Below are 26,609 nucleotides of genomic sequence, written 5' to 3'. Positions count from 1 at the left end.
AGGTACGGCTTGTGTTTAAAAAAATAGCTGCTTTGATTAAAGACAACTTTACAAATGTAAATACAAAGAAATTTTTTAGATTAAGAACTAATTTTACTCAATTTCGTACGCCTAAGATTACGGCAAATGATTTCAAACAGCAAGTAAAGCAATTACGAAATATCAATAAACAGTCTATTCTTAAATCCCTTTCTTCGATAAGTACAAAAGCTACTATGTTCATTATGCTAACTTGTATAATACCCGTTGCAGTAGTGGGATGGTATTTTATAAACGAGACAGCGGAAAGTCTTACGCAGGCAGCTATTGAGAAGAATAACAAAGTTGCTGACCGTATTTCAAGTGATATTGGTAGTTATGTACTTAGCAAGAAAAATTTTATTTTAATGATCAGTGGCAGTCAAGAGATTAGAGAAATGAATAGCGATAATGTAAGTCGCTACCTAACAACAGTACAGCCATTCTATGGTGGCAATGAGGCCATATTTGTTGCTAGAGGTGATGGCCAGCAAATTTGGCGTACAGATAACGCTCCACCTGTAAGCATTGCGGACCGGGCATATTTTAAACAAGGCATGCAGGGCATTGCAAGTATTTCAGACCCTGTTAAAAGTAGAGTAAATGGGCAACTCACAGTGATTGCTGCCGTGCCTGTTTATAATTCAGGTAATAAAGTTCAAGGGTTGCTTGGCGCAAATATATCTATACATAATATTAATATCATGGCAGAACAAGTGTTGTCGCAAAACCCAGGGTATGGGGTAACTATTATTAATAAAAATTTAATACCAGTTTACTATCAGGGTAATTCTTCGCTGGTTGAGGAGCAAAAACAACTAACCGATGAATTTTTTAGAGAAGCGGTCCAAAAGGAGACAGGCAACACAATTGGTTTATTACGTGAACAAGAATACTTTGTATCATACCGGCCAATCGCTAATACCGACTGGATCGCAGTGACCACATATCCTAAAGCTGTTGCTTTGCAGACAGCGAATGACATGATCAATCGGGGTATTGAAGTAGCTATGGTGATCATAGTAAGCTTTGTAGTAGTTGGACTATATCTTACGAGAAAAACCCTACTACCGTTACAACAAATGGTAACTAGTGTAGAAAAAGTAGCCCAGGGTGATTTAACGCAGCGCATGCATTGTAAGAGCAAAGATGAATTTGGTCAAGTTGCAATTGCCTTTAATAGGATGACAGAGACTTTGCAGGAGATAGTGATATCGGTGAAGCAATCATCGGCACTGGTATTTGAATCTAGCAGTAGTGTTGCATCATCTTGCAAACAATCGCAAAGCGGTAGTGAACAGAGTGCAGCTGCAATCGGAAATATAGCTGCAAAACTTGTTGAGCAGGGAACAGCGACAATCGAGGCCAAGAAATCTTTGCAGCAGCTTGTTGATACTAGTATTGAAATTGCTAATAATATATCAAATACTGCTTCGGCTACCGACCAATGTGCCGCACTTGCAGTACGAGGTCGGGGCGTTATTAGTGAGACTGTGGATAAAATGTTGAACATAAAAGAGCTTGTTCAAAAAGCTGGGGGTACTGTTGAAACATTGGCCCAAAGCACACAAGAGATAAGAAAAATTTCAGATATTATCGGTAGCATAGCAAGCCAAACTAATTTATTAGCTCTAAATGCGGCGATTGAAGCGGCAAGGGCGGGAGAAGCCGGACGAGGCTTTGCTGTAGTAGCTGAAGAAGTACGTAAGCTAGCTGAACAGTCGGCAAGCGCTACTAAACATATAAATGAAATTACTAGCAAAGTAATGCTCGAAACTCAAGGAGTTGTAAAGGCTATGCAGCAAAGTTACAGCCATGTCGAGCAAGGCGTAGAAATTGCGCAAACCAGCGGGGATTCTTTTGGTCAGATTGTAATAGCAGTTCAAGATGTACAACAGCAAGCAGCGCTTATTAGCGGTCAGACAGAGCAGCAGGCAGCTTTATGTCAGAAGACAATGGAGGCAGTTGCCGATATAAGCTATTATGCTCAAGAAAATACTAATAGTGCTCAAGAGATTGCCGCAATTAGTCAAGAACAGGCTGCGACAGCTCATGATATTGCAAATTCAATTGATAAGCTAAAGGACATGGCTTGTCAATTAGAGGGACTTGTAGAACAATTTAAAGTATAACGATCATCAAGAGATTGCTAATCGGCAGTCTCTTTTGTATTTATTTAGTTTTTGTTTGCCATACTAGGAATAAATAAGTAAGGAGGTAACAATATGAAGATTAAAAGTAGAAAAATATTAATAATGCTCTCTGTGCTTTTAACATTAATGCTTGTCCTTACAGCTTGTTCAAATCAACAGAAAAAGCCAGATCAGTCTGCACCTCCGCAAAAGCAGGCAGGTCAAGGCGCTGAACCTAATATCACAGTCTATATGCACGAAACTGGCGAGAAGAAGACTATGAAGATGGAAGAGTATATTGCCGGTGTAGTCGCTGGTGAAATGAAGTCAGAGTGGCCCGTCGAGGCTCTGGCAGCCCAAGCTATTATTGCCAGAACCTTCACGATTCAGGCGATGGAGGAAAAAGGCGGTGTCCCAGAGCGTGGCACACAAGCTTCTACTGATATCAAAGAATTTCAGGCATACAATGCTAAAGAAATAAATGATAATGTAAAAAAGGCTGTCCAAATGACCCGTGGCATGGTTATTACTTATAACGGCAAACCTGCGCAAACATGGTTCCATGCTTCAGCAGGTGGAAAAACAGCAACTGCCAAGGAAGGACTAGACTATAAGAAGGAAGAGCCGCCATATATTCAATCAGTTCAGTCACCTGATGATCTTGCACCAGATGATGTGAAAAGTTGGAAAGCAAGTTTTTCCAAAAAACAAGTGATGGATGTACTAGCCAAGCAAGGCAAGCAGGTTAACAGTATCGATTCTATCGAAATTGGCCAGAAAGGTCCTTCGGGACGCGCTACAATGCTGGTAATAAACAAAAATATCCAGGTATCAGGCCCGGAAATGCGTATCGGTTTAGGCAGTACTGAATTAAAGTCGATGCTCTTGGATAGCGTTACCGTCGAGGGTGACAAAGTAATCTTTGCTGGTAAAGGGTACGGTCATGGTGTAGGTATGTCGCAATGGGGGGCAAATAAACTAGCTGCAATGGGCAAGAAACCTGAAGAAATAGTAGGACACTATTTCAAAGGAGTAACTATCGAAAAGCGCTGGAATTAACGAAGCAAGCTTTTAACAAGACGCAAGAAGGTGCAATCACGCCAGACGTGTAAGCATCTCTTTTGCGTCTTTTAAATTGCGTCTTGCTAATGAGAATAGAAACAGTATTATTTGCAAAAAATAGCACAATAAGCCATATGCTGAAGGGGTGTGAAGATGGAGCAAAACAAAAAGCTTAATATTAATAAGCTGTCAACAAAGACTTCTTACGCTTCTTTGGCTAAAGCTGAAGATAAACTTGCTAGATTGAGAAAGCTGACTAGTGAAGGAGCTGAATTAGGAGAAGAGCTCTCAAAAGTAGTGGCCGACATGCGGCAGGTAGCTGCCCCTAGTGATCAGCCGTTTATCTTTACTCCAAATATAAATGATAATGAACACTTGCTCAGGGTGGTATTTAGGGATTGTGATGATGTTAAATTCAGAACATTCGATGCCAGGGGCAATAGGGCGCTGGTAGTTTTTTTAGACGGTATGACAGATGTAACCCTTATCGAGAAAAATGTACTAGAGACACTTATGGAGCCGACCAAAGGTCAGAAAAAGAACATTAATATTGATACTATAGGGCTTATAGATACGCTTATTACTTCTGCATCCCTAACTATAATAACGAAGGCAGAAGAAGCTTTAGAGGCAGTCTTAACAGGAAATGCCTTAGTAATGATTGATGGTATCGCCGAAGCATTTACTATAGGCGCTGTGAAGCATGAAAAGCGAAGTATAACTGAAGCAAAAGGCGAAGGAACGATAAAGTCCCCCTTTGACGCATTTAATGAAGTATTAAGCGATAATGTTGCTCTTATTAGAAGGCGGTCTAAGGATACAAATTTAAAGATAAAAATAATGAAAGTGGGAGCTCGTACTAAAACTGCTATTGCCTTGGTTTATGTAGCTAACATCGTAAAGCCGGGATTAGTCGAAGAGGTACGGCGAAGAATCGAAACGATAAATATTGATCAAGTATTATTATCTGATACTATCGCAGAAGGCATTTCAGAACACCCCTGGACGCCATTTCCTCAGACTATTTCTACTGAAAAGCCGGAAAGAGTTGTTGCCGCAATTTATGAGGGAAGGGTAGCTATTGTTGTTGACAACAGTGCCTTTACGTTAATAGTGCCTTGTACATACAGCACTCTTATGCAGTCGACTGATGATTTTACAGTTCAGCCAGTAATAGGTAGTTTACTGCGGCTTACTCGGCACCTTGCAGCTTTTATTGCCATCTATCTCCCAGCTGTATATATAGCTATCGTATCTTATCATCCCGGCATATTGCCAACCGCCCTGGCAATTTCTATTGCCGAACTTAGGGCAAAGACTCCCTTTCCTTCATTCTTAGAAGCTTTGATAATGGAGGCACTGCTTGAGCTATTTCAAGAGGCTATAGTAAGACTCCCTAATAAGTTAGCTGGAGCTGCCAGCGTAGTCGGCGGTTTTGTAATTGGTACCACAGTAGTACAAGCGGGACTTGTAAATCCATTGCTAGTGGTTGTAACAGCAGTTACCGCCATAGCGTCATACAGCATCAGCAACTATAATTTTGGTATTGCTTTACGCGGATTAAGGGTACCGATGTTCATTATGGCGACTGTGTTAGGGTTGTATGGTGTAATTATCGGGGCATTAGCAATTACGGTGCATTTATGTTCACTGCGCAGTTTTGGTGAATCCTGGCTGGGCGGGATTACAGACATAACCCTGCTTGAGGATTGGAAAGATGGCCTTGTGCGTTTTCCAGCGAAATTTTTAAGAACAAGGCCCAAGGAAATAGGTGCTCAGGAGCGGGGCAGAACGGGTGATAATAGTGGCTAATTTAGAAGTTAAGTCTCAGATGTCACCGTGGCAGCTTGGAATTATGATAGCGGCAATAGGAATAGGGACTGAAGTTATGGCTGGGGGGAGAACCTCTATTGAAAATGCTGGCGAAAACGCGTGGCAGGCATTTTTATTAGGAGGGTTAATTTATTGTGGGATAACTCTGGTTATGGCTCGTCTGGGAGAATATTTCCCTAATCAGGATTTACTTGACTATATGCCGAAACTATGGGGCAAGTTGATAGGCAGTTTGATTATTGCAGTATATGTAAGTCTTTTTCTAGGTTATTTTACACTTGCAACCGCAAATTTCAGCCGCCTAATCGGAAGTTTTATGTTTGACAGAACTCCCCACGAAGTTATTGCGTTAACAATGGTAATGGTTTGTGTGTACTGTGCTTTACAAGACCTTGGAACCAATTTGCGTGTCATACAGCTTGTAAGCTTAATTACGATACCACTTTTTATGCTGGTTTTCTTTACGGGATTTTTAAGTTTTCAGTCTGAAAATTTGATGCCATTATTGCCTAAAGATATTATGAAATTTCTAAAAGCAGTACCTGATACATGGGGGGCTTATGCTGGATATGAGATAGTATTAATGCTCCTGCCGCTTGTAAATCGAGGCAGAACAAGTTTAAGCAAACCCATTATTGCTGGTTTTGCTATTATGGCGTTTGTGTTTAGTACATTTAGTTTGATTACAGTTGGTGTGCTGACAGCAGAAAATGCAAAAACTATATCATATCCTGCTATCGAAGTTGTTCGGTTTGTTGAATTACCAGGTACCTTTTTAGAGCGGCTAGAAATATACTTACTAAGTGCATGGATTCCTAATATCTTTACCACACTTGTTATTTATTTGTATATTGCAGCGAACGTTTTAAGGCGTTTAAGTAAGCACGAGGATCATAGACCATGGGTCTTACTGCTCGCCCCCTGGATGCTTTTTGCCAGTACTATTCTCATCGAATTGACTATTCCCTTTAAAGCAATGGGGAAAGCAATTCAAACTCTTGGTTTAGCATTTTCTTTCATAATTATCCCAGCTAGCTTATTTTTAGCTTGGCGGAAGAAGCGGAAGGTGTAATTATGCATGCCAAAAGGCTGAAAAAAATAAGAACCAAAGTGGTACTAATTCTAGTTACTATTTGTCTCTGTCTAATTACAAGCGGCTGTTGGGATCGCCGGGAACTACAAGAACGCAATTTTGTCTTGGCTGTAGGTATTGATTATGCCGATCAGTCTGATGAGCCTAAGAATAAAAAGATCACCGAAACATTTGTTCAGCCTCATGGAAAAAAGAAGTATCAGTTGAATTTGCAAGTGCTTAATCTTTCCCCAGGTGGCAGCAGCGGGGGTGATGAGGAGGGGGGCGGGGCAAAAACTTCGGGCAAAGCCTATGTTATATCTAATACTGGTCATAGTTTATTCGAAATGATACGTGACATGTCTGGGCAAGTAGGAAGAAGCTTATGGTTTGAGCACATTCATACCATTGTAATTAATGAAAAGCTGCTTAAAGAAGACGGGATAATGCCCATTATCGATTTTTTATCCAGAGACACAGAAATGAGAGCTCGTATTAGAGTTTTCAGTACACCAGGAGAGGTTAAAAAAATACTGGAATATAAACCGCCAAGCGGTGAGCCTAGCGGGTTATACCTTAATTCATTAATGCGCAATCATGTCAAAAATGGTCACCTAATGGGAACACGTACTGATATGGGTTATCTTATGCAGTTCATTACCAATAAATCGGATTTCTTAATGCCGCGAGTGGAGCTTGCTGACGATATTCTGAAGGTTGGCGGCGGGAGCGCAATAAAGAAGGATAAAATGGTTGGCATTGTTGACGAATATACAACTAAAGGTATAAAAATTGTTAGGGCCACAATTAAGTCAGCAATAATTACGATTGAGTGTCCTGAACATCCCGGGAATGTTTTTGCGTTTGAACTGTTTCAACATCAGAGTAAGCTGACTCCGCACGTTAAAGGGGATAAAATATATTTTACTTTTGAAACGTACATGATTGGTAATATCGGCGAACTGCAGCGAAGCCCGGGCAGGCATAAGGCATCAGATTTAGATTATGTAAGGGAGCTTGAGGTCGAGTTCGCCAAAGAAGTTGAGGCAAATGTTAGGCACACCTGGAAAACAACTCATGCGATGAAGGTCGACGTGCTTCATGCCGGAAAGCAGCTGAAACAAAAGTATCCTGAAACATGGGAAAAAGTTAAAGATGATTGGGATGATATATTGCCTACCATTCCGCTAGCAGATGTATCTGTAAATATTACTATTCGTGGCACGGGTGAACGAACATGATATTAAGATAATATGATGCTTATAAACCATAACCCAACGGCTGTAGCAACATATGCTGCAGCTGTTATTCGTGAAAGTTTAATTTCTTTTAAGCGGGGACTATTATGTTTTTCTAATATCCCTGCTAGATACCAGAGAGCAGCGGAAGAAGAGAAAAAAGCAATTAGAATCCAAATGGATATATAGTGTGTAAGAATAAAGGCAGTTTTCTGCCAGATATAACTTAAGTCAAAGTTCATACAATTCACCTCTAAGCAGGCTGAATATTACTTGGTGTAAAAACAGCCTTTAATATAGTATAGTATCCCGCAAATTGTACTTTTTTAACTCAGCCAGGCATATTATTAACTAAAAACATGTCTGGGGAGGGTTACCATATGCCGATAGATAAAACACCAGTTTGGCGCCATCAGCTAACACTTGTTGATCGCGAAGAGTTGAATGTTGAAGGTGTGATAAATTTAGGCAGCTATGATGAAAAGGAAATAATTATGGAGACTGAGCAAGGTATGATGCTAGTTAAAGGTGAAGGGCTTAATATAAAGCAGCTAAACCTTGAACAAGGCAATATTATTATCGAAGGAACTGTAAAAGCAATAAGTTATGAAGAAGCCAACCAACCTAAAAAAGGTCTTTTAAATCGCCTGCTTAAGTAGGAAAGGAGTACAGCTTTGCGGCGACGGTGGCTATCTATATGGTATGTATTGATAATAGCGCTATTTTTAGAAGCAGCTGCATTTTGGGTGACAGGGTTTGTGGCGAGCAGTTACCGAAATATGGTTTGGGAAAAGTTTAATACTGGTGTTAAGGAGATGCGTGATGTAGACGCTAAAACACCTTATGCTGATTTGATTAACCGATTTGCCCGTCAGGCTGGTATAAGCCCGGAAATTGCAGCAGGTGTAATCCAGGCTGAGAGTTCATTTCAGCCGCGAGCACTTTCAGCAAGCGGTGCTTATGGTTTGATGCAGGTAATTCCTGGTACCTGGAGGCACGTTAACAAAGACTTAAAGATATGCAGCAATTTGCATATTGGAGAGTGTACAAAAGACTGTTATTTTAACCCAGAGCTTAATATTCGTATCGGCACGGCCTATCTCGGACAGCTTAATAAGCAGTTTTCAGGCGATATGGTATTGGCAATAGCAGCTTATAATGCCGGGCCTAATGCCGTAAAGCAGTATGGAGGAGTACCGCCATACGATGAAACAACGGTTTATGTAAAGCGAGTAATTAACTATTGGTATAAAATTGCGAGTAAAACTGTGCCTGATTATATTACTTATGCTGAACGCTGGGATGTAGTCCAGAGTGTTTTGGGCTGGCTTTTTACTACAACGGCCAGTTTAGCAATATATGTTTGTTATAGGTTATATCGAGTTTCTCGTTCGTGGCGGTGGAGGTGAGGAAATGGATTTTGCCGGTCAGTCATATACTTTTATTACCACTTTGGTAATAGGAGTATCACTTGGTTTTATCTTTGACTTCTATCGAGTACTGCGCGGTATTTTCAAACCTCGTTCTGTCGTTACTTATATGTTCGACTTTTTTTATTGGCTATTAGCTATTATCATTACCTTTGGCGGTCTTTTAGCAAGCAACTGGGGTGAATTGAGGTTTTATGTATTTATTGGGCTGCTTTGCGGTGCAGTTTTATATTTCCGTCTAGTTAGTCGGTATTCAATTTTAATACTAGTACGGACTATAAGAATGGTTTTGTTTGTTATAGGCTGGATAAAGATGATAGTTACCAAACTATTCATTAAACCTTTAATGTATTGTTTAGGGATTTTCGTAGTTCCGTTTGCTTATGCTGGGCGCAAAACAGCAAGAGCCAAGAATAAATTTACTGTTTGGCTTAAGTCAAAACTTCAGCCGCCGAATCAGGATATTCCGCCTGAGTAGTTTATGGGGATGAGTTTAATATATTGCTCTATAAAAAGAGGAAATGCGATTATACTTGGCGAATTATGTATATTACATCAGTGTATTGGTGGTGTAAATATGCAGCGTCAACGAAAGCTACGCATTAATTGGTTCCGTTTTACCGTTTTAATTATCTTTGGCTACTTTCTTTATGTTTGCCTTGGGCAGTATAATCAGCTAAGTGCAATTAATCAGGAGAAAGAAACTGCAAAACAGCAACTGGAACAAATGCGGCAGAATAATGCCAGTTTACAAGAGGAACGTAAACGGCTAAATGACCGGACTTATATTGAAAAACTGGCTCGTGAGGAGCTAGGATTAGCAAAGCCCGGGGAGACACCGTATATTCCAGCGGCAAAAAATTAAGTTTAGGGTTAAATTCTTGACACCTTTTACAGGGCAAGAGTATAATATGTTTGCAAAACCATGATTTTTTAAGGAGGAAATTTGATTAGTATGTCCATTGAAGTTGGCAGTGTGGTAGAGGGCGTTGTAACCGGAATCACAAATTTTGGTGCATTTGTCGAGCTGCCGGGAGGAAAAGTAGGTCTAATTCACATCTCGGAGGTTGCTGACGTATATGTCCGCGATGTCAAAGATTTTCTCAAGGAGCAGGATAAAGTCAAAGTAAAAGTATTATCAGTGGATGAACGCGGAAAAATTGGATTATCAATTAAACAGCTTCAACAGCAAGCTACTCCAAACTCCGCACCACCACCACCACCAAGAAGAGCACACGCCAACGATCACAGGCGTCCTAATCGTTTCAACAGCGTAACATTTGAAGATAAGTTGAGCAAATTCCTAAAAGATAGCGATGAGCGCTTGTCTGACCTGAAGAAAAATACCGAATCAAAACGGGGCGGACGCGGTGGCGCCCGTCGAGCTGAATAATCAATAATAAAAGAGCATTCGTGAGAATGCTCTTTTTATTATGATTCGCAATAGCTGTATGTTTTTTGATCAGCTTCATTTATTAACTCTTCAAATTCTTTCAAAGTGGCTGGAGTGCCTACCGCAAATCCGATACTAACAGTGTAAGTTACTTTGTGATCTTCAAAATAGATACCTTCTGCAATTTTTTTGTTAAGTATTTCAGAAAGTACCATATGTTCGTCACCTTTTACTCTAGGTAAGAGAATTAAAAATTCGCCTCCGCTGTACCGAATAACCTTGGTGCCTGCTGGGGCCGCAGCCCTTATTAACTTAGCAGTTTCAATAAGTATGGTATCGCCAAGCTGATTGCCGCTGGAGTAGTTTAAAGACTTGAATTTGTTGATATTTAGAATCAGTAGTGCAGTTTTTGTACCGAGTTTTTTCGGCAGCAAAACACTGAAGAGATAGTTGCGGTTATAACATTCAGTTAGATGGTCGCGATAGGCTTGGTTGCTGAGCTGGGTAATTAAGTCTGATATTTTTCTCTTGAGTTTAATATTTTTAGTAATGTTAGTTATATGGCTGAGGAAATATCTGCGTCCATTAACGGTTATAAGCTTAGATACAACCTCGACAGGGACATGCTTATTATTTTTTGTAGTATGTATTGCTTCAAATCTATGTGAGTTTGGATATTTATCTATAACACGTCGCATTTGCTTCTTTATCTCGTCTGTTGGCAATACGTTTAATGAATGTATAGACATACCAATAAATTCGTCCTGGTCAAAGCCATAAAGGTCTTCACTGGCCTTATTTGCGTAAACAACTAAACCTGTTCGCTGGTCGATAACTAATAGACAATCAGGGGTGAGTTCTAGGATTTCAGTTAAAAACCATTCTGACTTGGTGAATAATTGAAAAACTGGCGTTACCTTATTAGACGATTTCGCTACTGTCAGCAAAATAAATCCCCCTCCGACCAAGATTTCCGATATATTTCGCCATAAATAGACTAAAATCCTTCAACTATGTATATTAATAAGTAATTTTTTTCCATTAGCCTTCTTTATATTGTACACCATAACCACCGAGGGGATAAGAAAAGTCTATATTGTCGCATACAAGCCTACAGGAGCCGCACTCCACACACTGTTTATACATAACCAGAATGGGATCCTTGGGCTGAAGATTCCAAGCAAAGACACCGGACGGACAAATTGTAAGACATAGCTTATCATGACAGTCATGGCAGCGCATTTGGTCAGTTATTAATACATGCTGCCAGTTATCGTCTGGTATAAATGTCAATGATTTTAGCTGGTTATCTATTTTAGCCATCAGCGGATCACCTTAATTACTTTCCACGCATCTTTAAATATTTTTGTTAGAGGCTGTATACTTGTTATTTTTTTGAAAATGAATAAACGTTTAGCACGTTTAGGCATGTTATAAACTTTAGTTATATGGTAGGCTGTTTCGTTAGCTATGCGGCTGTACAAGTCGAATAAATATGGGACATTTCGCTGCAGGTCAGCCATTTTAGCGTTTGCTTTGAGATCTTGGAGTACGAAGCTCTCTTTAAGAAGAGTATAATATAGGGAAAGAGTTTTTTTAGAAAAATCGCGATTGATCTTGGCTTGATATGCCGCTTGTGCGGCAAAATAACCAGACCACATTGCCAAATTAAAGCCATGTGTTCCATTGACCAGTGAGGCCGCATCCCCTATTATCAAAAGTCCAGGATGCACTAGCTCAGGCATTGCATTATAGCCTCCTTCAGGAATTACAGAACTTCCATATTCTAGTGTCACCCCTCCTGCTAATAATGGCTTGATGAGAGGGTGCTTTTTTATTCGGTCTAACAGTTCATACGGTCTAATTCCGGCTTTAGCAAAGTCTGCTACTGACATACCAACATTAATATTAATACTTTCTTTGAAGGTATGGATTGAGCCAGTACCATTAAAGCCTGCAGTTGGGTACCCAATGAGACCAATAAGACTGCCGAAACCAGGCGGAAGGTTAAAGCGGTCTTCTATTGCTTGAGCAGGCAGGGCAATCGTTTCTTTAACATATAATGCTAAGTCTTTCGGAGAAACTTTCGGAACTAAGCCAGAACGTTCGCCTACCAGAGAATTTGCACCATCTGCAAGAATGATAACATCTGCAAGTAACTGAATATTATGCGGTGCTGATAGCTGGATACCTATTGCCTGCCCACTATCCAAAATAACTTCTGTAACATGATGGTCAAAGCGCAGTGTTGTGCCTTCGTTTACAGCTTTATCACACAGCCATTTATAGAAATTGCGTCTCTTAACAGTAAAGTGATTGTAAGGAGCAGAGGCTAGTTTCATACTAGTAAAAGAGCTTGATAATATTGAGTCTTCAGTCATTAGCCAGTACGCTTGCTGTGTAACAATACGTTCACACTCAAATTCATCCCAAAAGTTAGGGAATAACTTATGAGTATGCTCGGCGATAATTGAAGCTCCTCCGCAGTTTTTAGAGCCAGGGTATGAACCGCGTTCTAAAAGTAGTACGTCAAGACCTTGTTTAGCCATAAAATAAGCGGCAGAAGCGCCTGCTGGTCCAGCACCAACGACGATCGCGTCATATTTTTTTTCAGGATGCGAGTTTTTAGTTATACGCGTGAGCAGTTTAAGTGGCTTTTTTGGTTTATACCAGTCTCTTAACATTAATGATCACCCAATTATTAGTCTTTTAATTATTGGTAGTATTTTATACATATCATTATCCAGATTTGGGAATTTTAGATAAGGAACTGCTAAATAAAAAAGGATAAGGATAATGGATATGATTACACGTCGCGATTTCATAAAAATTTGTATGTCAACAGCAGTTTCGCTTACACTTACTGAACAAATTATTCCAATAGTAGGGCAAGCCTTTGCCGAGAAAAAGGTTATTAAACCTCCTGTGATTTGGCTCGAGCTTGGGTCATGCACAGGTAACTCGGTTTCATTGGAAAACGCTGTAAACCCAACACTTGATCAGTTATTGACCGATATGATAGATTTACGCTACCATTGGCTTTTTAATGCTGAGCAAGGGGATGCTGCCGTGAAGGTAATGCTTGATACAGTCGCCAAAGAAGAGGGCAATTTCTGGCTTGTAATTGAGGGCTCAGTTATGACGGCTGATAATGGTCGTTATAATGAAATATTTAGGCGTAACGGAAAGCTGGTTACAGGGCTGGAAGCCGTACAAGAGTTTGCCCCTAAGGCCAAATATGTCATCTCGGTAGGAGATTGTGCCTGTTTTGGGGGACCATCAGCTGCTCACCCTAATCCTGCTGGAGCAAAAGGAGTTTGGGATGTAGTAAAAACAAAAGTTATAAATGTACCCGGCTGCCCGGCTCACCCTGACTGGATGACCGGAACCTTTGCTCACCTTCTAATGTATGGAGAACCCGAGTTAGACAGTTACAATAGGCCTATAATGTTTTTTGGGAAAACCATTCATGAACTTTGTCAGCGCCGTCAACAATTTGAAGATGGAATATTTGCTAAGTATCCCGGTGATTCCGGATGTCTTCTAAAAGTAGGCTGTAAAGGACCGGTTACACACGCTGACTGTCCGCTGCGTGAGTGGAACCACTATGTTAATTGGCCTGTGAAAGCCGGTACTCCGTGCATTGGCTGTGCCAGTCCGCATTTTCCAGATGGTATGATGCCTTTTTATAATCATTTACCAGACATTCAGACGCCTGCAATAGCCATGGATGTAAAAAAAACTGGGGCTGCTATAGCGGTACTTGGTACTGGAGCTGTGGCTACTCATTTAGCCGCTGGAGTATTTGCTAGAAGAATACATAAGCATTATTTGAAGGGTACAAAGCCCGGTGAGCCGACAGCACCGGAAAACCTTGAACAGGTTAAGCAAGAGCTAGATGATCTAATCAGACGACAGAATGCCTTATTAAGTAATGCTAAAAAATACGATGCGGTGAAGAAAACTCGCCGTAAGAAAAGTCTTTTAAAGAGAATTGCCGATTTTTGGCATACTGAAGATAAGAGTGGAGATGAGCCAAAATGACGGTAAAGACGATATTCCCAATGACCCGTATTCACGAACCGATGAAAGTAGATGTTGATTTACAAAATGGCAAAGTTGCGGATGCTTGGATTGGGGCTACGCTTTTTCGGGGGTTTGAAGCTATGATGATAGGCCGAGATCCGCGAGACGCCGCATTATTCACGCAAAGAATTTGTGGTATTTGCTCAAGTGCTCATGCTGTTGTTGCATCGATGGCCTTGCAGCAGGCTTATAAAGTTGAACCGCCACCCAATGGTCAAATAATTACGAATCTGATATTTGCTGCCGATATAATTCAAAATCATTTGCGTCATTTTTATTTATTACTCCTTTTAGATTATGTAAAAGGTCCTGATTATCCACCTTACACTCCTAGATTAGATGGGGACTATCGCCTGCCTAAGAAAATAAATGATCAAATGATGGAGCATCACAAAGATGCGGTGGTGAAGTCGGCTAGAGCTCATGAGATGTTAGCCGTTTTTGGCGCGAAAATACCTATGCAGCAGACCATTATGACTACAGGGGTAACGGAAAAGGCATCAGCCGAAAGGATTTTAGCATATTCAGCAATCCTTAAAGAATTAGCTGAGTGGGTGGATAATGTTTACCTGCCTGATGCAATGACGATTGCTGAATATTATAAAGATTATTACAATATCGGAAGCGGGTATGGTAATTTTATTTCATACGGTTTATTTCCGCAGCCGATAACAGCAAAACTTGAATTTGCGCCCGGTATTATAAAAAATAAAGGCTCTGTTGAACCACTTGATTTAAGTAAAGTTGGTGAAGAAATTAAATATAGCTGGTATAAAGACACAGCTCCGAGCAGTCCTCTATTTGAAGGTCAAACTGTGCCTGATCGCGATAAAGAAGGGGCATACTCTTGGGTGAAAGCGCCGCGATATGATGGACTTCCATTTGAGGGAGGGCCTCTGGCTAGAGGATGGATAAATGGCGATTATCGACGGGGTATATCAGTTATGGACCGGATAGTGGCCAGGGCTTTAGAAACAAAAAAAATATGCCGCTTAGCGGCTGGCTGGTTGGAACAACTCACGCATCATGGCCCAACCCTTACTCCATTTACTCCTCCTATGGATGGAGATGGTGTAGGGTTAACAGATGCCATGCGTGGTCCCCTAGGCCATTGGGTAAGCGTCCGGAACGGTAAGATTCGCCACTATCAAATAGTGACTCCTACAACTTGGAATTTCTCGCCTCGCGATTCTAGCGGACGCAGAGGCCCAGTCGAGGAAGCGTTAGTAGGCACGCAGGTAGCTAAGAGCGAGTCTCTGATTGAGGTTGGAAGAGTAATTAGATCACTTGATCCTTGCTTTACCTGTGCTGTGCATATAATAGATGCTCCTAAAGCAGCTTCTTATCCTCAGTAGCCGATGGCTTCGCTTCTTTGTTGATATATCCGGTAAACATTGCTTGGAGTTTTGCGGGGTCCTCCGTAAACACTAAATATAAATGTAGTGGAATTGAGGCTGCGAAGATAACGGCAACAAAATAATGGAGTATGCGAATTGTCTGCAGACCTCCTAAAATCCTCTGCAAAAATATAGTTTCTGAGGGAAATAGCAGCGGTATACTCGTAATAGCTGCTATAAGCACGGCCAGCCACCAAACGGAAAACAATGCTTTTTGGCCAGGATTGTAGCGGCCAAAGTTAGGATGACCGTCGGTGATAAAAAGCACGTAGCGGAAAAAGCTGCGCAAGTTTACAATATCCCACGGTAAGAAGAGTACCTCGCTCCATTTTGTTGTGAATATATAATAGTATATTTGACCCAAGAAATTAGCTATTAGGACAAGGCCAAAAAGGGAATGTATTTCGCGGATGGTACGAAGAGGAAATCTAAACAAGTCAAATGGATTATTAATATAAAGCCCAGTACTTAGTAGTATCATAACGCAAAAAAACATAACCCAGTGAAAAATACGTATGGGAAGTGGCTGTAAAAGCAATTTCATATTATATGCCTCCTTATAGCAATAAATTCCCCCAAATATCACTTAATTAAACTGCATATTCGACAATTTATAAGTATAGAGAGTAATACAAAGATCACCAGACACTATAATGTCTGGTGTTTCTTGCATTACTCTGCAAATATTTGTCAGTATTTTTTATAAAAGTAATGACTTGTTAAGACAAATATCAATTGCCATTATATGTAAAATTATTTACACACACATTGATCGTTAAGGATAAAACTAGAGGTGAATGATATGCCAAAAGTAACAGTTGTCACTTTGCCTGAACAAGCGCTCCATATTCCCAAAACTCCTCCGGTGGTATCTCAAAAACCTCGGCGGCGCAAATTAGCGTTAGGTAATATCTTTTTAAAGTTGCGTGATTTAATACTACCGTTAATACACCGCGATAATCTAATTTTAAATATGTTAGCTTTTATGCTAAGCCGTCTTACTATCCTTGGCGAAGTTTCGCCATTTGGTATCGCATTTTTTGCGGCAGCGGCTCAAGCTGGCAAAGGATATGCTCCGGGAGTTGCAGTATGGTCGATTGTTGGTGTAATAAGTACAGGTAATTATAGTGAGGCGTGGGTGTACTTATTAAGTACTGTACTGTTTTTTCGCTGGCAGGATAAACTTAATATGCTTAATCGAAAACTTATGGCAGTACCTCTGCTGATGTTTTGTACTGTGACAGCAGGTGGATTGATATTGAGCTTCATAGAGCAAGGGACGCTTTATAATAGTGTTGCCGTTCTATTTAATGCAGCAATATGTATGGTTTCAGCATATATTTTTATGTATGGAGTTCCGCTGCTATTAAGCGGAACACGTACCGCAGCGGCTAGTCAGAGGTCAACTGATGAAAGCTTGGTATGCATGATAGCAATTTTAGCGATAGCTATAGCTGGAATTGGCAATTTGAGCCTGTTTGAGTATAGCCTGCGCAGCATAAGCGGAAGCTTATTAGTCCTGCTGTTAGCACTCGTGGGTGGGGCCGGGTTAGGGGCAGCAGTAGGGGTTGCTGTAGGATTTGTAATTGGGCTTACCGATGGCAATGTACCATTAGCTATATCGCTATATGCTGTGGCGGGGGCAATGGGCGGGGCATTTCGTTCTTTAGGTAAATACGTTGTGATTGCTGGATTTATTTTAGGAAGTATTATCATTAACTTATGCTTCAATCAGGTAACAGAATTAATTAATGCTTTGTCTGAAACTATAATTGCTTGTATGCTGTTTATGGCTGTCCCAGCAAGAAAAATAAGTATACTTAGGGAAAACTTGAACCCAGCAGAAGTAGATACAGTTGCAGTTATACCGCAAGTTAATGACGCGGCTGCTAAAATGAGTAATATAGCGGAAATGTTTAACGATTTGGCAGGTGCTTTTGGAACAATTGCTGCTGATACTAAAGAAAAAATACGAGACGAAGAGTTAGCTAGGGTTCTTACTGCTGTGGGTGAACAAGTATGTGAAAAATGCGAAATGAGGTCAAAATGCTGGGAGCAGGATTTCTACCGCACTTATCAGTCTATGCTGGAAATGCTGGGGCAGGCCGAAAGTAATAATCTAAGCGTAAATAACATACCAGAGTCGTTAAAAGAAGGCTGCTTGCGTCGTAGAGAGTTGATTGAAGTATTTAACCTCGTAATAGAAAAAAATCAAACTGTATCGTTTTGGCAAAAGAGAATTGCAGATCATCGTCAGTTGGTAACAGAGCAGATGAAAGCAGCTGGTTCAATTATAAATAATCTTGCCCAAGAAGTTATTAAAGTTCCTAGGTCAGATCGGGAATTAGCGGCAGTATTAAAAGAACGAGCGTCGCTTATCGACTGCTGTCTAGAGAATGTCCGGGTAATAGGAGCTAAGGGGTCTGGAACAATTGAAGCTCGAAAACAGCCTTGCAGTGGTATGAGAGAATGTGTTAATACAGTTTTGCCGCTTGCAGCAGGAGTAATGCGTGAGAAAATGACATTACATGCTGAGTGCGGTAACAAGAATCAGAAATGCAAGCTCAGTATGCAGGTTACGAAAAGATTTAATGTTGAAACCGGAATAGCCAGTGCAGCTAAGGAGGCTCAGGGGGTTTGTGGCGATACATGTTCTGTCATGCCATTAAATAAAGGTAAAATGGTTTTGATGCTTAGTGACGGGATGGGGTGCGGAAGTCATGCCGCTAAGGAGAGCACAATGGCTGTCAGCTTTTTAGGGAAATTATTATCAGTCGGTTTTGATGTAGATGTAGCTGTAAAGACAGTAAACTCAATGCTGCTTTTGAGGACTCCCGAAGAAAGTTTTGCAACGGTTGATATGGCGATAGTAGATACATATTCAGGAGAAGTAGAGTTTCTCAAGATTGGTTCGGCACCAAGTTTTGTGAAGCGGGTAAGAGAAGTATCAACAGTAAAATCATCGTCATTACCAATGGGGATAATAAATCAAATTGAAATAGAAGTTGTCAAAGCGAGTCTCGTAGGTGGAGATATAATGGTGATGGTTAGTGACGGTATTGCTGATATTCCACAACGCACAGAAAAAGATAACTGGGTTGCTAATTTCTTAAGAAGAACATCTAGCACAAATCCGCAAGAGTTGGCAGACAGTATATTACAAGAAGCAGTAAAAATGTCTGGTGGCTACGTGCGGGACGATATGACAGTCCTTGTTGCAAAAATTGGCGATCAGCCTAGTTTAGTATAGCTTTCTAAAATGCTTGGCTTGAATTCAGCCAGGCATTTTTATGTGTAGAAGAATGCTTCTTTATTTTTGCTTTTTAACAAAAGGATGCTTAAGAATTAGATTAATTGGTTGCCTTATTAGGAGTAAGTATGGTATAAATAAAAAGTTTAAAGGCTATCTTATCCTTAATTGGTAATATAAAGAAAGGTATATTTATCAGGATAGCAGAATTATATTTTTATAATTCGGGACTTTAGAGGTGGATGATTATTGTGAAAATCCTCCTGGAAGAAATCATGGAGTTGGCTATACTGTCAGGGGAAGTTCTCTTAAAAAATGGGGCAGAAACTTATCGTGTCGAAGAAACAATGGCTCATGTTGCTAAGGCGTGCGGGGCCGCTAAGGTTGAGAGTTTTGTAATCCCGACAGGCGTATTTTTAACTGTAAATGACGACAGTGGTCGATCAATAACTACAATGCGCCGAGTTAAAAACAGGACAATTAACCTTGACCGAATTGCAAAGGTAAATGAGTTGTCGCGTAGGCTTGTTGATAGGCGAATTGATCGCAAAGATGCTTATGGAATTCTAAAACATATTGCGCGCGAAAGAACGGGATTTTCATTAGCTCCATCAATGATCGCTGCCGGCTTTGTCGGCGGGGGTACGGCTGTTCTGCAAAATGCCGGCGTTTATGAAACCTTAGGTGCATTTGCCGCTGCGGCATCAGTACGGTATCTAGCGCACATCGTATCACGTCTGCACGGGGTGCAGTTTACTTTTGAATTTTTAGGAGGAATGGTAGCAGCACTAGTCGGCGTTATTTTACATGATATGCTGCCGGCAATAGGTCGTGATGCTGTAATAATCGGCGGTATTATGCCACTTGTTCCAGGGGTTGCGATTACGAACGCTATTCGTGATGTCATTGCAGGTGATTTGCTCAGTGGCTTATCAAGAGGGCTTGAAGCAGCCCTAACATCGGTTGCTGTAGCAATGGGTGTTGTGATAGTATTGGCAACTCATTCTTGGTAAAATCCTGATAAGAAAGTAGAGTGATGATAGTGGTTCTTAAATTTGCGGCCGTGTTTCTTATATCAGCCTCTATTGGAATTTTATATCGTATACCAAGAAGTTTGCTAGTATATGCAAGTATAGTTGGTATGGCTGCCTGGGGAATAACAGCGCTAACTAAGGAGTATGGCGGCGGATTGATAATGGCAAATTTTTTTGGCAGTGTAATAGTCGGTTTAGCTGCTGAAACCTTGGCTCGATATCTAAAGAAGCCTGCAGCTATTTTTATTATTCCGGGGTTTATTCCCTTAGTTCCGGGCGGTGAAGCATATACAACTATGCTATATATGGTTGAGGGACGATATGTTGAGGGTGTATCTATGTTTATGCGTACTGTTTTGACAGCAGGCGCGATCGCTTTTGGTATTTTTATAAGTTCTACAATATACAGGTTATTTATAAACTATATCACGGAGAGTAAATTGCATAATGTTGGAAAAAATTAAAGACTGGATCGATAAGAATAAGCTGCTTAACAAAGGCGAAAAAATCTTAGCAGCATGTTCAGGTGGCCCCGATTCGGTAGTTTTAGTGCATAGCCTATGGATGTTGCGTTCAGAATATAATATTAGTGTAGCTGTTGCTCACGTAGATCATATGTTTCGCGGAAAGGAATCTAGAGAGGATGCTGACTTTGTCCAAGCATTGTGTCATAAGTTGGGCGTAGATTGCTATCGAACGGCAATTGACGTACCCCAATTTATAGCTATAAGCAAGCGATCTCCTCAAGATGCCGCAAGAGAATTGCGCTACAATTATTTGTATCAGGTTGCACAGGATATAAATGCAGACAAAATTGCCATTGGTCATCAGCGTGATGATCAAGCCGAGACTGTACTGATAAATCTGCTTAGAGGAGCCGGAGGTACCGGTTTAGGTGGTATTAAAACAGCAAAATCCTGCGTGATCCGACCGTTAATGGGGGTTGACCGCAAATACATAGATGATTATTGTTTAGTGCATCAACTAAATCCAAGGATAGACAGTTCTAATTTTAAAACTGATTATCTTCGTAACAAGGTTAGGTTAAAGCTGCTGCCAGAGCTTGAACAGAATTATAATTCTTCCATAAGAGAAGCATTATGGCGAACGGCAGAAATAGTGGGAACTGATCATGAGTTTATCCGTGAAACTGTCTTAAATCTATGGTCGGAAGTAATAAAAGAAGATAAAGATAAGGTTTTAATAAATAGAAAACAATTCTCTTGTCTGCATTTGGCACAGCAGCGCGCGCTTTTACGAATGGTAATTGAAAAAAAACGTGGAAACACTAGAGGAATAACCTTTTACCATGTGGAAAAATTTATAGAAAAGGTCATAGAAGGTCAAGTTGGAAGCGTTTTGGAACTACCAGGACAGCAGGTAGTGCAAGTCGGTTATGATGAGGTAGAGCTTCGCGGCGTTAAACCTTTGGAAAACCAGACAAACATAAAACCGATAAAACTTGACATTCCAGGCGTGACTAATATTCCTGAACTAAACATAGCAATTGAGGCTGAGGTTTTGGATACCCCGCCCTTAAAAAAACATAGCAATACGGCAGTATTTGATTTGCAGCAGTTATCACCGCCAATCTATATAAGAACTAGAGTGGAAGGTGACCGTTTTCAGCCGGTCGGGATGAAGGGCAGCAAAAAACTGAAGGATTTTTTCATTGATGAAAAAATCCCACGTGAAAAAAGGGATATAACGCCGATAGTTTATGATAATAAAGGTATTTTATGGGTAGGGGGTTATCGACAAGCTGAGCAGGGGAAAACTACAGTAAACACTCAGCAGTTTTTGCAGCTAACACTTAACACCAGGAGGAACAAGAATGATTAATGATGTTGAAAGCGTTTTGATTAGCACCGACAAATTGCAGGAGCGAATTAAGGAACTGGGAGAGCAGATTTCGGCAGACTATGCTGGTAAAGAAATACTTGCAATAGGAGTACTGCGTGGTGCAGTAATTTTCATGGCTGATTTGACAAGAGCTATTAAGGTCCCTGTTGCAATTGACTTTATGGCGGTTTCGAGTTACGGTGCAGGAACAAGCTCGAGCGGCGTTGTTCGTATACTAAAGGATTTAGACGAGGATATCGAAGGCAAGCATATACTGATTGTTGAAGATATAATTGACTCAGGTCTGACACTTACCTACCTTTTAGAAAACCTTAAATCACGAAAACCTGCAAGTATCAAACTTTGTACACTGCTCAATAAACCAGAAAGACGCAAAGCAGAGGTGCAAATTGATTATAATGGGTTTACAGTACCAGACTATTTTGTAGTAGGATATGGCCTTGACTATGCGGAAAAGTATCGTAACTTGCCCTTTATAGGCATTCTAAAGCCAGAAGTATATAAATAATAGTATTTAGTTAGTAACCTTGATTGTTAAAATTTTTATTTAGTGGTATAATATTCATCTATGGAGATCATTTCCGGTTTGTGATCCAGTGAGAGGAGGGCGACTTGTTGAACAAATTTTTCCGTAATGTAAGTTTCTATCTGCTCATTATAATAATAGCCATATCCATTATTGACTACTATTCGACGCGTACAACTAACAAGCAAGAAATAACGTATACGCAGTTTTTGCACCAAATGGAAGAACAGAAGGTGGAGCGTGTAACTATAGTTGAGAATTCCATTCGAGGTAAACTCAAAGATGGAACTGAATTCACTACTATTGCACCAAATGACCCCACTCTCATCAACACACTGCGCGAAAAAAATGTTGATATTAAAGCTGAGCAACCACCTCAACCGCCTTGGTGGACTACAATTTTCTCATCAATCTTGCCAATATTGCTGTTAATTGGAGTATGGTTCTTTATCATGCAGCAAACGCAAGGCGGCGGAAATCGCGTAATGTCTTTTGGCAAGAGCCGTGCAAAACTGCACAGCGAAGATAAAATCAAGATTACTTTTTCCGACGTAGCAGGCGCTGATGAAGCTAAACAAGAGCTTCAAGAAGTAGTTGAGTTTTTAAAACAGCCGAAAAAGTTTAATGACCTCGGCGCTCGTATACCAAAAGGAGTATTGTTATTTGGTCCTCCTGGTACTGGTAAGACATTATTAGCGAAAGCTGTTGCTGGCGAAGCTGGAGTTCCATTTTTTAGCATAAGCGGTTCTGATTTCGTGGAAATGTTTGTCGGTGTTGGTGCCTCCAGAGTACGTGATTTATTTGAACAAGCAAAGAAAAATGCACCTTGTATCGTGTTTATAGATGAGATTGATGCTGTCGGTCGTCAACGTGGAGCTGGTCTTGGCGGCGGTCATGATGAACGTGAGCAGACTCTAAATCAGCTATTGGTTGAGATGGATGGATTCGCAGCTAATGAAGGTATTATTATCATCGCGGCTACTAACCGTCCAGATATCCTTGATCCAGCGTTGCTTCGCCCAGGACGTTTTGACAGACAGATTGTGGTGGATAAACCGGATGTTAGGGGACGTGCCGAAATACTTAAAGTACATACTCGTGGTAAGCCAGTTGATAAGGAAGCTAATCTTGAGGTTCTAGCTCGCCGTACACCTGGTTTCACTGGTGCCGATTTGAGCAATCTCGTGAATGAAGCAGCCCTACTAGCTGCTCGTCGCAATAAAAAGCGTATTGAGATGCCAGAATTGGAAGAATCGATTGAACGAGTAGTGGCTGGGCCAGAACGTAAAAGTAAAGTTATCAGCAATAGAGAAAAAAGACTTACTGCCTACCATGAAGCAGGTCATACACTTGTAGGTATGCTTCTGCCTCATACTGATCCTGTACATAAGGTATCGATCATTCCACGCGGTCGAGCAGGCGGCTATACCCTAATGCTGCCTAAAGAGGATCGCTACTATGCTACTAGATCAGAGCTTTTAGATCAGCTTAAAACGCTTTTAGGCGGAAGAGTAGCCGAAGAAGTTGTTTTAGCTGAAATTAGTACAGGGGCACAGAATGACCTGGAAAGAGCGACAGATCTAGTGCGTAAAATGATTACCGAATATGGTATGAGTGAAGCATTAGGACCAATCACCTTTGGCAGACGTCAAGATCAGCAAGTATTCTTAGGGCGGGATATTTCGCGTGACCGTAACTATAGCGAAGAAGTGGCATACGCTATTGATAAAGAGGTTAGACGTCTTATCGAGGATGCTTATAGCGAGTGCCGAAATATGCTTAAGGATAACATTGAAAAATTACACCTTATTGCAAATACGCTGATCGAGAGAGAAACCCTTGAAGCTGAAGAATTAGAGCAATTAATGAAAGATGGTCAGATTCAGCCTAAACAGCAAAGTGAGGACACACCTCCTCCTACTAATGCTATGACTGGTGCAGATGACGGTCCTGGACCTAAAATTGTATACATCTCTCGTAAATAAATACTACTAACAAGCCGCGAAAGCGGCTTGTTTTATACGATAATAAAATATAAAGCTTTCTTTCATGCATAAGGCGTGAGTATCGGCTTCCGCTGTCGCTAAGGCTCGGCGTAAGCCGTGTTTTCTTTATTAATCAGGAGGGAATTATAGTGAGCGAAATATTATTAAATTACACTAGAGCTGGTAAGGTTGAAAGTATTCATCGTGGGGATATTGCTGTAGTTGATGTTAAAGGAAAAGTTATTGACGCTATAGGTGATGCACACAGAGCAATGTTTTGGCGATCTGCGGCAAAGCCATTTCAAGTATTACCTTTTGTAAAACAAGGCGGTATGCAGCAATATAATATCACTGGTGAAGAATTAGCCTTAATGGTATCGTCACATAGCGGTGAAAACCTGCATGTAGAATTGACTAATAGTATTCTTGGAAAAGTGGGACTATCAGCAAATGTATTAGCGTGCGGTCCAGCGCGCCCCATGGATGGACGTGCTTCTAGAGAATTGGTCAAACTTGGTCAAAAGCCTGAGCCAGTCCATAATCCTTGTTCGGGAAAGCATTCTGCAATGCTGGCTTTATGCCAAATGCTTGGATTGCCAGTTGAGGGGTATACAGAAGATGAACATCAAGTTCAAAAGATTATGCATCAAGCAGTCGCAGCAAGTGCCTGTTTATCTCCTGAAAAACTGGAAATTGGCATAGATGGATGTGGTGTACCAGTATTCTATTTGCCAATCTACAATATGGCTTTGGCTTATGCTCGGTTAGTTAAACCCGAAAGTGGTAATTGGGGAGAAGATGAAGAAGCTATAACCACAATTCGTAATGCTATGCTAGAATACCCACAGGTTGTGGCTGGTACTGGCCGTATTGATACAGTACTAATGAATCTTACTAAAGGACGCATTTTAGCAAAAGTTGGAGCAGAAGCTGTTTACTGTTTAGCGTCTGTGCCAGACGGTATTGGAATTACTTTTAAAATCGAAGATGGCGGACATCGGGCAATTAATCCAGTCATAATTGGAATACTAAAGAAATTGGATTTAATTACAACAGCTGAATATGATGAGCTTATCGCAAAATTTCCACCCATCCTTAAGAATCACCGGGGAGATATAATTGGCACAATTGAAACAACATTTTAAAAAATCCGAGTCAGCTTAGCTGACTCGGATTTTTCTTTTGAAAGAAAGATTTCTATTTATAGTTAACTCTTCTATCCACTTATAAATAACAGAATAATATGTTCACATAATATAATGATTATGCATAGGATAAATTGAAATACCTATTAGAGGAGTGGGAGTGTGGCTATATTTAGTAAGAATGGCGGAAAACGCCAAGCCCCAGTCATAACAGTCGTTCCCGGAGCTCAAACTATGAATGCATGTTACTTTCTCTGTCAACTGCAGCCCGCAATTGCACATGGGTTAAAAGAGTTAAACGCCACTAATACTCGGCATGTAATAATTGAAACTGCGATGATAAGCTATCTGCTTGGTATGGGATTTGACTACCGGACTGCCTTGGCAATAGTAGAAACCTGGGAAAGTGACAATTCGTTGCTTGCACAAGGTATTTTAGTCGAGTAAAAAGGAGAGCCACAAGGCTCTCCATCTTCTTATTTTGTCTTGTCTTTTGCATAACGACTTTTATGCATTGGGAATATTTCGTTTAATTCTTGCTTATGTTTTTCGATAATTGAAGTATCAATCCCTAACTTTGCACCCACATCAGTCCAGTTATTATTTTTTGTTTTCATAATTACAATATCGTTAATTGACTTTCCCGAATCATTGGCTAGCAGTCCAGCCATGGCCACATGGCGAGAGTGATACCCTTGTTGAATCAGAGGTAACGTTGTTTGTTTATCAAACCCGAGCGTTGTTTGAAGACGATTGGCGATCATTGTCTGTTTGACTGTTTTAATTTGTTCTTTGCTTATATTCATGCTTGCCGCGACGTCTTGCCAAGTATTGTTGGAATTTTTTTGGTTTATCACGTAGTCTATTGATTGGTCAGCCGCAGCAGCTATATAAGCAGCTTTTGTTATATCCTTAAAGCTAAGACCTAGAGAATGGTGTTTTAGGATTATATCTTTGTCTATATTTAAACGATCAGAAAGTTGCTCCGCTGCCTTAGCAGGATCGATTTGCCGATAATCAATTGATGAGCGGTTTGCAGTTACTGCCTTAATGATAAAAGGTGCAACTGCCCCGCCTAATATAAAAACGCCGATAATAAGTGCAGCAATACTCTTCTTAGTGAAGTTCATGGTTAACCCTCCGCA

Annotated in this window: 26 protein-coding genes; 20 read left to right on the top strand and 6 right to left on the bottom strand. The window is 40.6% G+C overall.

Going from position 1 to position 26,609, the window contains the following annotated elements; translation table 11 throughout:
- Positions 1–11 precede the first annotated feature (11 nt).
- From V6C17_RS11300 to V6C17_RS11280, 5 genes are all read left to right on the top strand, one after another.
- A complete protein-coding gene (locus V6C17_RS11300; protein WP_333522684.1) occupies positions 12–2,150 on the top strand; it encodes a methyl-accepting chemotaxis protein in 2,139 nt (712 codons plus the stop codon).
- Positions 2,151–2,243: 93 nt separating this feature from the next.
- Complete coding sequence (locus tag V6C17_RS11295) at positions 2,244–3,209, top strand: SpoIID/LytB domain-containing protein (protein ID WP_333522683.1); 966 nt, start codon at positions 2,244–2,246, stop codon at positions 3,207–3,209.
- A 156-nt stretch (positions 3,210–3,365) separates the two neighbouring features.
- Entirely contained in the window at positions 3,366–5,024 is a 1,659-nt protein-coding gene (locus tag V6C17_RS11290; RefSeq protein WP_333522682.1) for a spore germination protein, read from the top strand.
- A complete protein-coding gene (locus tag V6C17_RS11285; protein ID WP_333522681.1) occupies positions 5,017–6,117 on the top strand; it encodes a GerAB/ArcD/ProY family transporter in 1,101 nt (366 codons plus the stop codon). The genes V6C17_RS11290 and V6C17_RS11285 overlap by 8 nt, the downstream gene beginning before the upstream one ends.
- Positions 6,118–6,119: 2 nt before the next feature.
- Positions 6,120–7,358: a Ger(x)C family spore germination protein gene (locus V6C17_RS11280; protein WP_333522680.1), complete on the top strand. Its 1,239-nt coding sequence runs from the start codon at positions 6,120–6,122 to the stop codon at positions 7,356–7,358.
- 2 nt (positions 7,359–7,360) lie between these two features.
- Here the strand turns inward: V6C17_RS11280 and V6C17_RS11275 are convergent, their stop codons facing one another.
- Positions 7,361–7,597: a hypothetical protein gene (locus V6C17_RS11275; RefSeq protein ID WP_333522679.1), complete on the bottom strand. Its 237-nt coding sequence runs from the start codon at positions 7,595–7,597 to the stop codon at positions 7,361–7,363.
- A gap of 138 nt (positions 7,598–7,735) precedes the next feature.
- Between V6C17_RS11275 and yabP the strand changes: the two genes are divergently transcribed.
- The 5 genes from yabP to V6C17_RS11250 all read left to right on the top strand — a co-directional run bounded on the left by yabP (position 7,736) and on the right by V6C17_RS11250 (position 10,178).
- Positions 7,736–8,014 (top strand): sporulation protein YabP, encoded by a 279-nt coding sequence (gene yabP / locus V6C17_RS11270; protein WP_333522678.1) that lies wholly within the window; start codon positions 7,736–7,738, stop codon positions 8,012–8,014.
- A gap of 15 nt (positions 8,015–8,029) precedes the next feature.
- Positions 8,030–8,764, top strand: a complete 735-nt coding sequence (locus V6C17_RS11265; RefSeq protein WP_333522677.1) for a lytic transglycosylase domain-containing protein — start codon at positions 8,030–8,032, stop codon at positions 8,762–8,764.
- Positions 8,765–8,768: 4 nt separating this feature from the next.
- On the top strand, positions 8,769–9,263 hold the full coding sequence (gene yabQ / locus V6C17_RS11260; RefSeq protein ID WP_333522676.1) for a spore cortex biosynthesis protein YabQ: 495 nt from the start codon (positions 8,769–8,771) through the stop codon (positions 9,261–9,263).
- A 99-nt stretch (positions 9,264–9,362) separates the two neighbouring features.
- The gene (locus V6C17_RS11255; protein ID WP_333522675.1) at positions 9,363–9,650 is read left to right on the top strand and encodes an FtsB family cell division protein; all 288 of its coding nucleotides are present in this window, start codon (positions 9,363–9,365) and stop codon (positions 9,648–9,650) included.
- 90 nt (positions 9,651–9,740) lie between these two features.
- Positions 9,741–10,178, top strand: a complete 438-nt coding sequence (locus V6C17_RS11250) for a S1 domain-containing RNA-binding protein (protein ID WP_333522783.1) — start codon at positions 9,741–9,743, stop codon at positions 10,176–10,178.
- A gap of 38 nt (positions 10,179–10,216) precedes the next feature.
- On the opposite strand, the gene V6C17_RS11245 is transcribed toward V6C17_RS11250, so the two are convergent.
- The 3 genes from V6C17_RS11245 to V6C17_RS11235 form a co-directional block, all read right to left on the bottom strand.
- The gene (locus tag V6C17_RS11245; RefSeq protein WP_333522674.1) at positions 10,217–11,125 is read right to left on the bottom strand and encodes a sensor domain-containing diguanylate cyclase; all 909 of its coding nucleotides are present in this window, start codon (positions 11,123–11,125) and stop codon (positions 10,217–10,219) included.
- Positions 11,126–11,219: 94 nt separating this feature from the next.
- Positions 11,220–11,501: a ferredoxin family protein gene (locus tag V6C17_RS11240; RefSeq protein WP_333522673.1), complete on the bottom strand. Its 282-nt coding sequence runs from the start codon at positions 11,499–11,501 to the stop codon at positions 11,220–11,222.
- Entirely contained in the window at positions 11,501–12,862 is a 1,362-nt protein-coding gene (locus V6C17_RS11235; protein WP_333522672.1) for an FAD-dependent oxidoreductase, read from the bottom strand. Before V6C17_RS11235 ends, V6C17_RS11240 begins: the two co-directional genes overlap by 1 nt.
- Positions 12,863–12,974: 112 nt before the next feature.
- On the opposite strand from V6C17_RS11235, the gene V6C17_RS11230 reads away from it, so the two are divergent.
- Positions 12,975–14,222, top strand: a complete 1,248-nt coding sequence (locus V6C17_RS11230; protein WP_333522671.1) for a hydrogenase small subunit — start codon at positions 12,975–12,977, stop codon at positions 14,220–14,222.
- Positions 14,219–15,619, top strand: coding sequence for a nickel-dependent hydrogenase large subunit (locus V6C17_RS11225; RefSeq protein WP_333522670.1), 1,401 nt, complete (start codon positions 14,219–14,221; stop codon positions 15,617–15,619). Before V6C17_RS11230 ends, V6C17_RS11225 begins: the two co-directional genes overlap by 4 nt.
- Here the strand turns inward: V6C17_RS11225 and V6C17_RS11220 are convergent.
- Positions 15,594–16,205 carry a cytochrome b/b6 domain-containing protein gene (locus V6C17_RS11220; protein WP_333522669.1) on the bottom strand — a complete coding sequence of 204 codons (612 nt, stop codon included), beginning with the start codon at positions 16,203–16,205 and terminating at the stop codon, positions 15,594–15,596. The genes V6C17_RS11225 and V6C17_RS11220 overlap by 26 nt on opposite strands.
- Before the next feature lie 258 nt (positions 16,206–16,463).
- Here V6C17_RS11220 and spoIIE point away from each other — a divergent pair, with 258 nt between their 5' ends.
- The 8 genes from spoIIE (at position 16,464) to V6C17_RS11180 (ending at position 25,911) form a co-directional block, all read left to right on the top strand.
- Positions 16,464–18,911, top strand: coding sequence for a stage II sporulation protein E (spoIIE, locus tag V6C17_RS11215; protein ID WP_333522668.1), 2,448 nt, complete (start codon positions 16,464–16,466; stop codon positions 18,909–18,911).
- 251 nt (positions 18,912–19,162) lie between these two features.
- On the top strand, positions 19,163–19,924 hold the full coding sequence (locus V6C17_RS11210) for a threonine/serine exporter family protein (protein WP_333522667.1): 762 nt from the start codon (positions 19,163–19,165) through the stop codon (positions 19,922–19,924).
- 23 nt (positions 19,925–19,947) lie between these two features.
- Complete coding sequence (locus V6C17_RS11205; RefSeq protein ID WP_333522782.1) at positions 19,948–20,409, top strand: threonine/serine exporter family protein; 462 nt, start codon at positions 19,948–19,950, stop codon at positions 20,407–20,409.
- Complete coding sequence (gene tilS, locus V6C17_RS11200) at positions 20,393–21,787, top strand: tRNA lysidine(34) synthetase TilS (RefSeq protein ID WP_333522666.1); 1,395 nt, start codon at positions 20,393–20,395, stop codon at positions 21,785–21,787. The genes V6C17_RS11205 and tilS overlap by 17 nt, the downstream gene beginning before the upstream one ends.
- Positions 21,780–22,316: a hypoxanthine phosphoribosyltransferase gene (gene hpt / locus V6C17_RS11195; protein WP_333522665.1), complete on the top strand. Its 537-nt coding sequence runs from the start codon at positions 21,780–21,782 to the stop codon at positions 22,314–22,316. The genes tilS and hpt overlap by 8 nt, the downstream gene beginning before the upstream one ends.
- A 107-nt stretch (positions 22,317–22,423) precedes the next feature.
- Complete coding sequence (ftsH, locus tag V6C17_RS11190; protein ID WP_333522664.1) at positions 22,424–24,319, top strand: ATP-dependent zinc metalloprotease FtsH; 1,896 nt, start codon at positions 22,424–22,426, stop codon at positions 24,317–24,319.
- A gap of 149 nt (positions 24,320–24,468) precedes the next feature.
- Positions 24,469–25,464: an asparaginase gene (locus tag V6C17_RS11185; protein WP_333522663.1), complete on the top strand. Its 996-nt coding sequence runs from the start codon at positions 24,469–24,471 to the stop codon at positions 25,462–25,464.
- 162 nt (positions 25,465–25,626) lie between these two features.
- On the top strand, positions 25,627–25,911 hold the full coding sequence (locus V6C17_RS11180) for a hypothetical protein (RefSeq protein ID WP_333522662.1): 285 nt from the start codon (positions 25,627–25,629) through the stop codon (positions 25,909–25,911).
- A 29-nt stretch (positions 25,912–25,940) separates the two neighbouring features.
- Here V6C17_RS11180 and V6C17_RS11175 read toward each other — a convergent pair whose 3' ends face one another.
- Positions 25,941–26,594 carry a hypothetical protein gene (locus V6C17_RS11175; protein ID WP_333522661.1) on the bottom strand — a complete coding sequence of 218 codons (654 nt, stop codon included), beginning with the start codon at positions 26,592–26,594 and terminating at the stop codon, positions 25,941–25,943.
- Positions 26,595–26,609 lie beyond the last annotated feature (15 nt).

The sequence above is a fragment of the Dendrosporobacter sp. 1207_IL3150 genome (assembly GCF_036763085.1).
Lineage (GTDB): Bacteria > Bacillota > Negativicutes > DSM-1736 > Dendrosporobacteraceae > JBAIYU01.
This window is presented reverse-complemented; position numbering and strand designations above follow the sequence as displayed.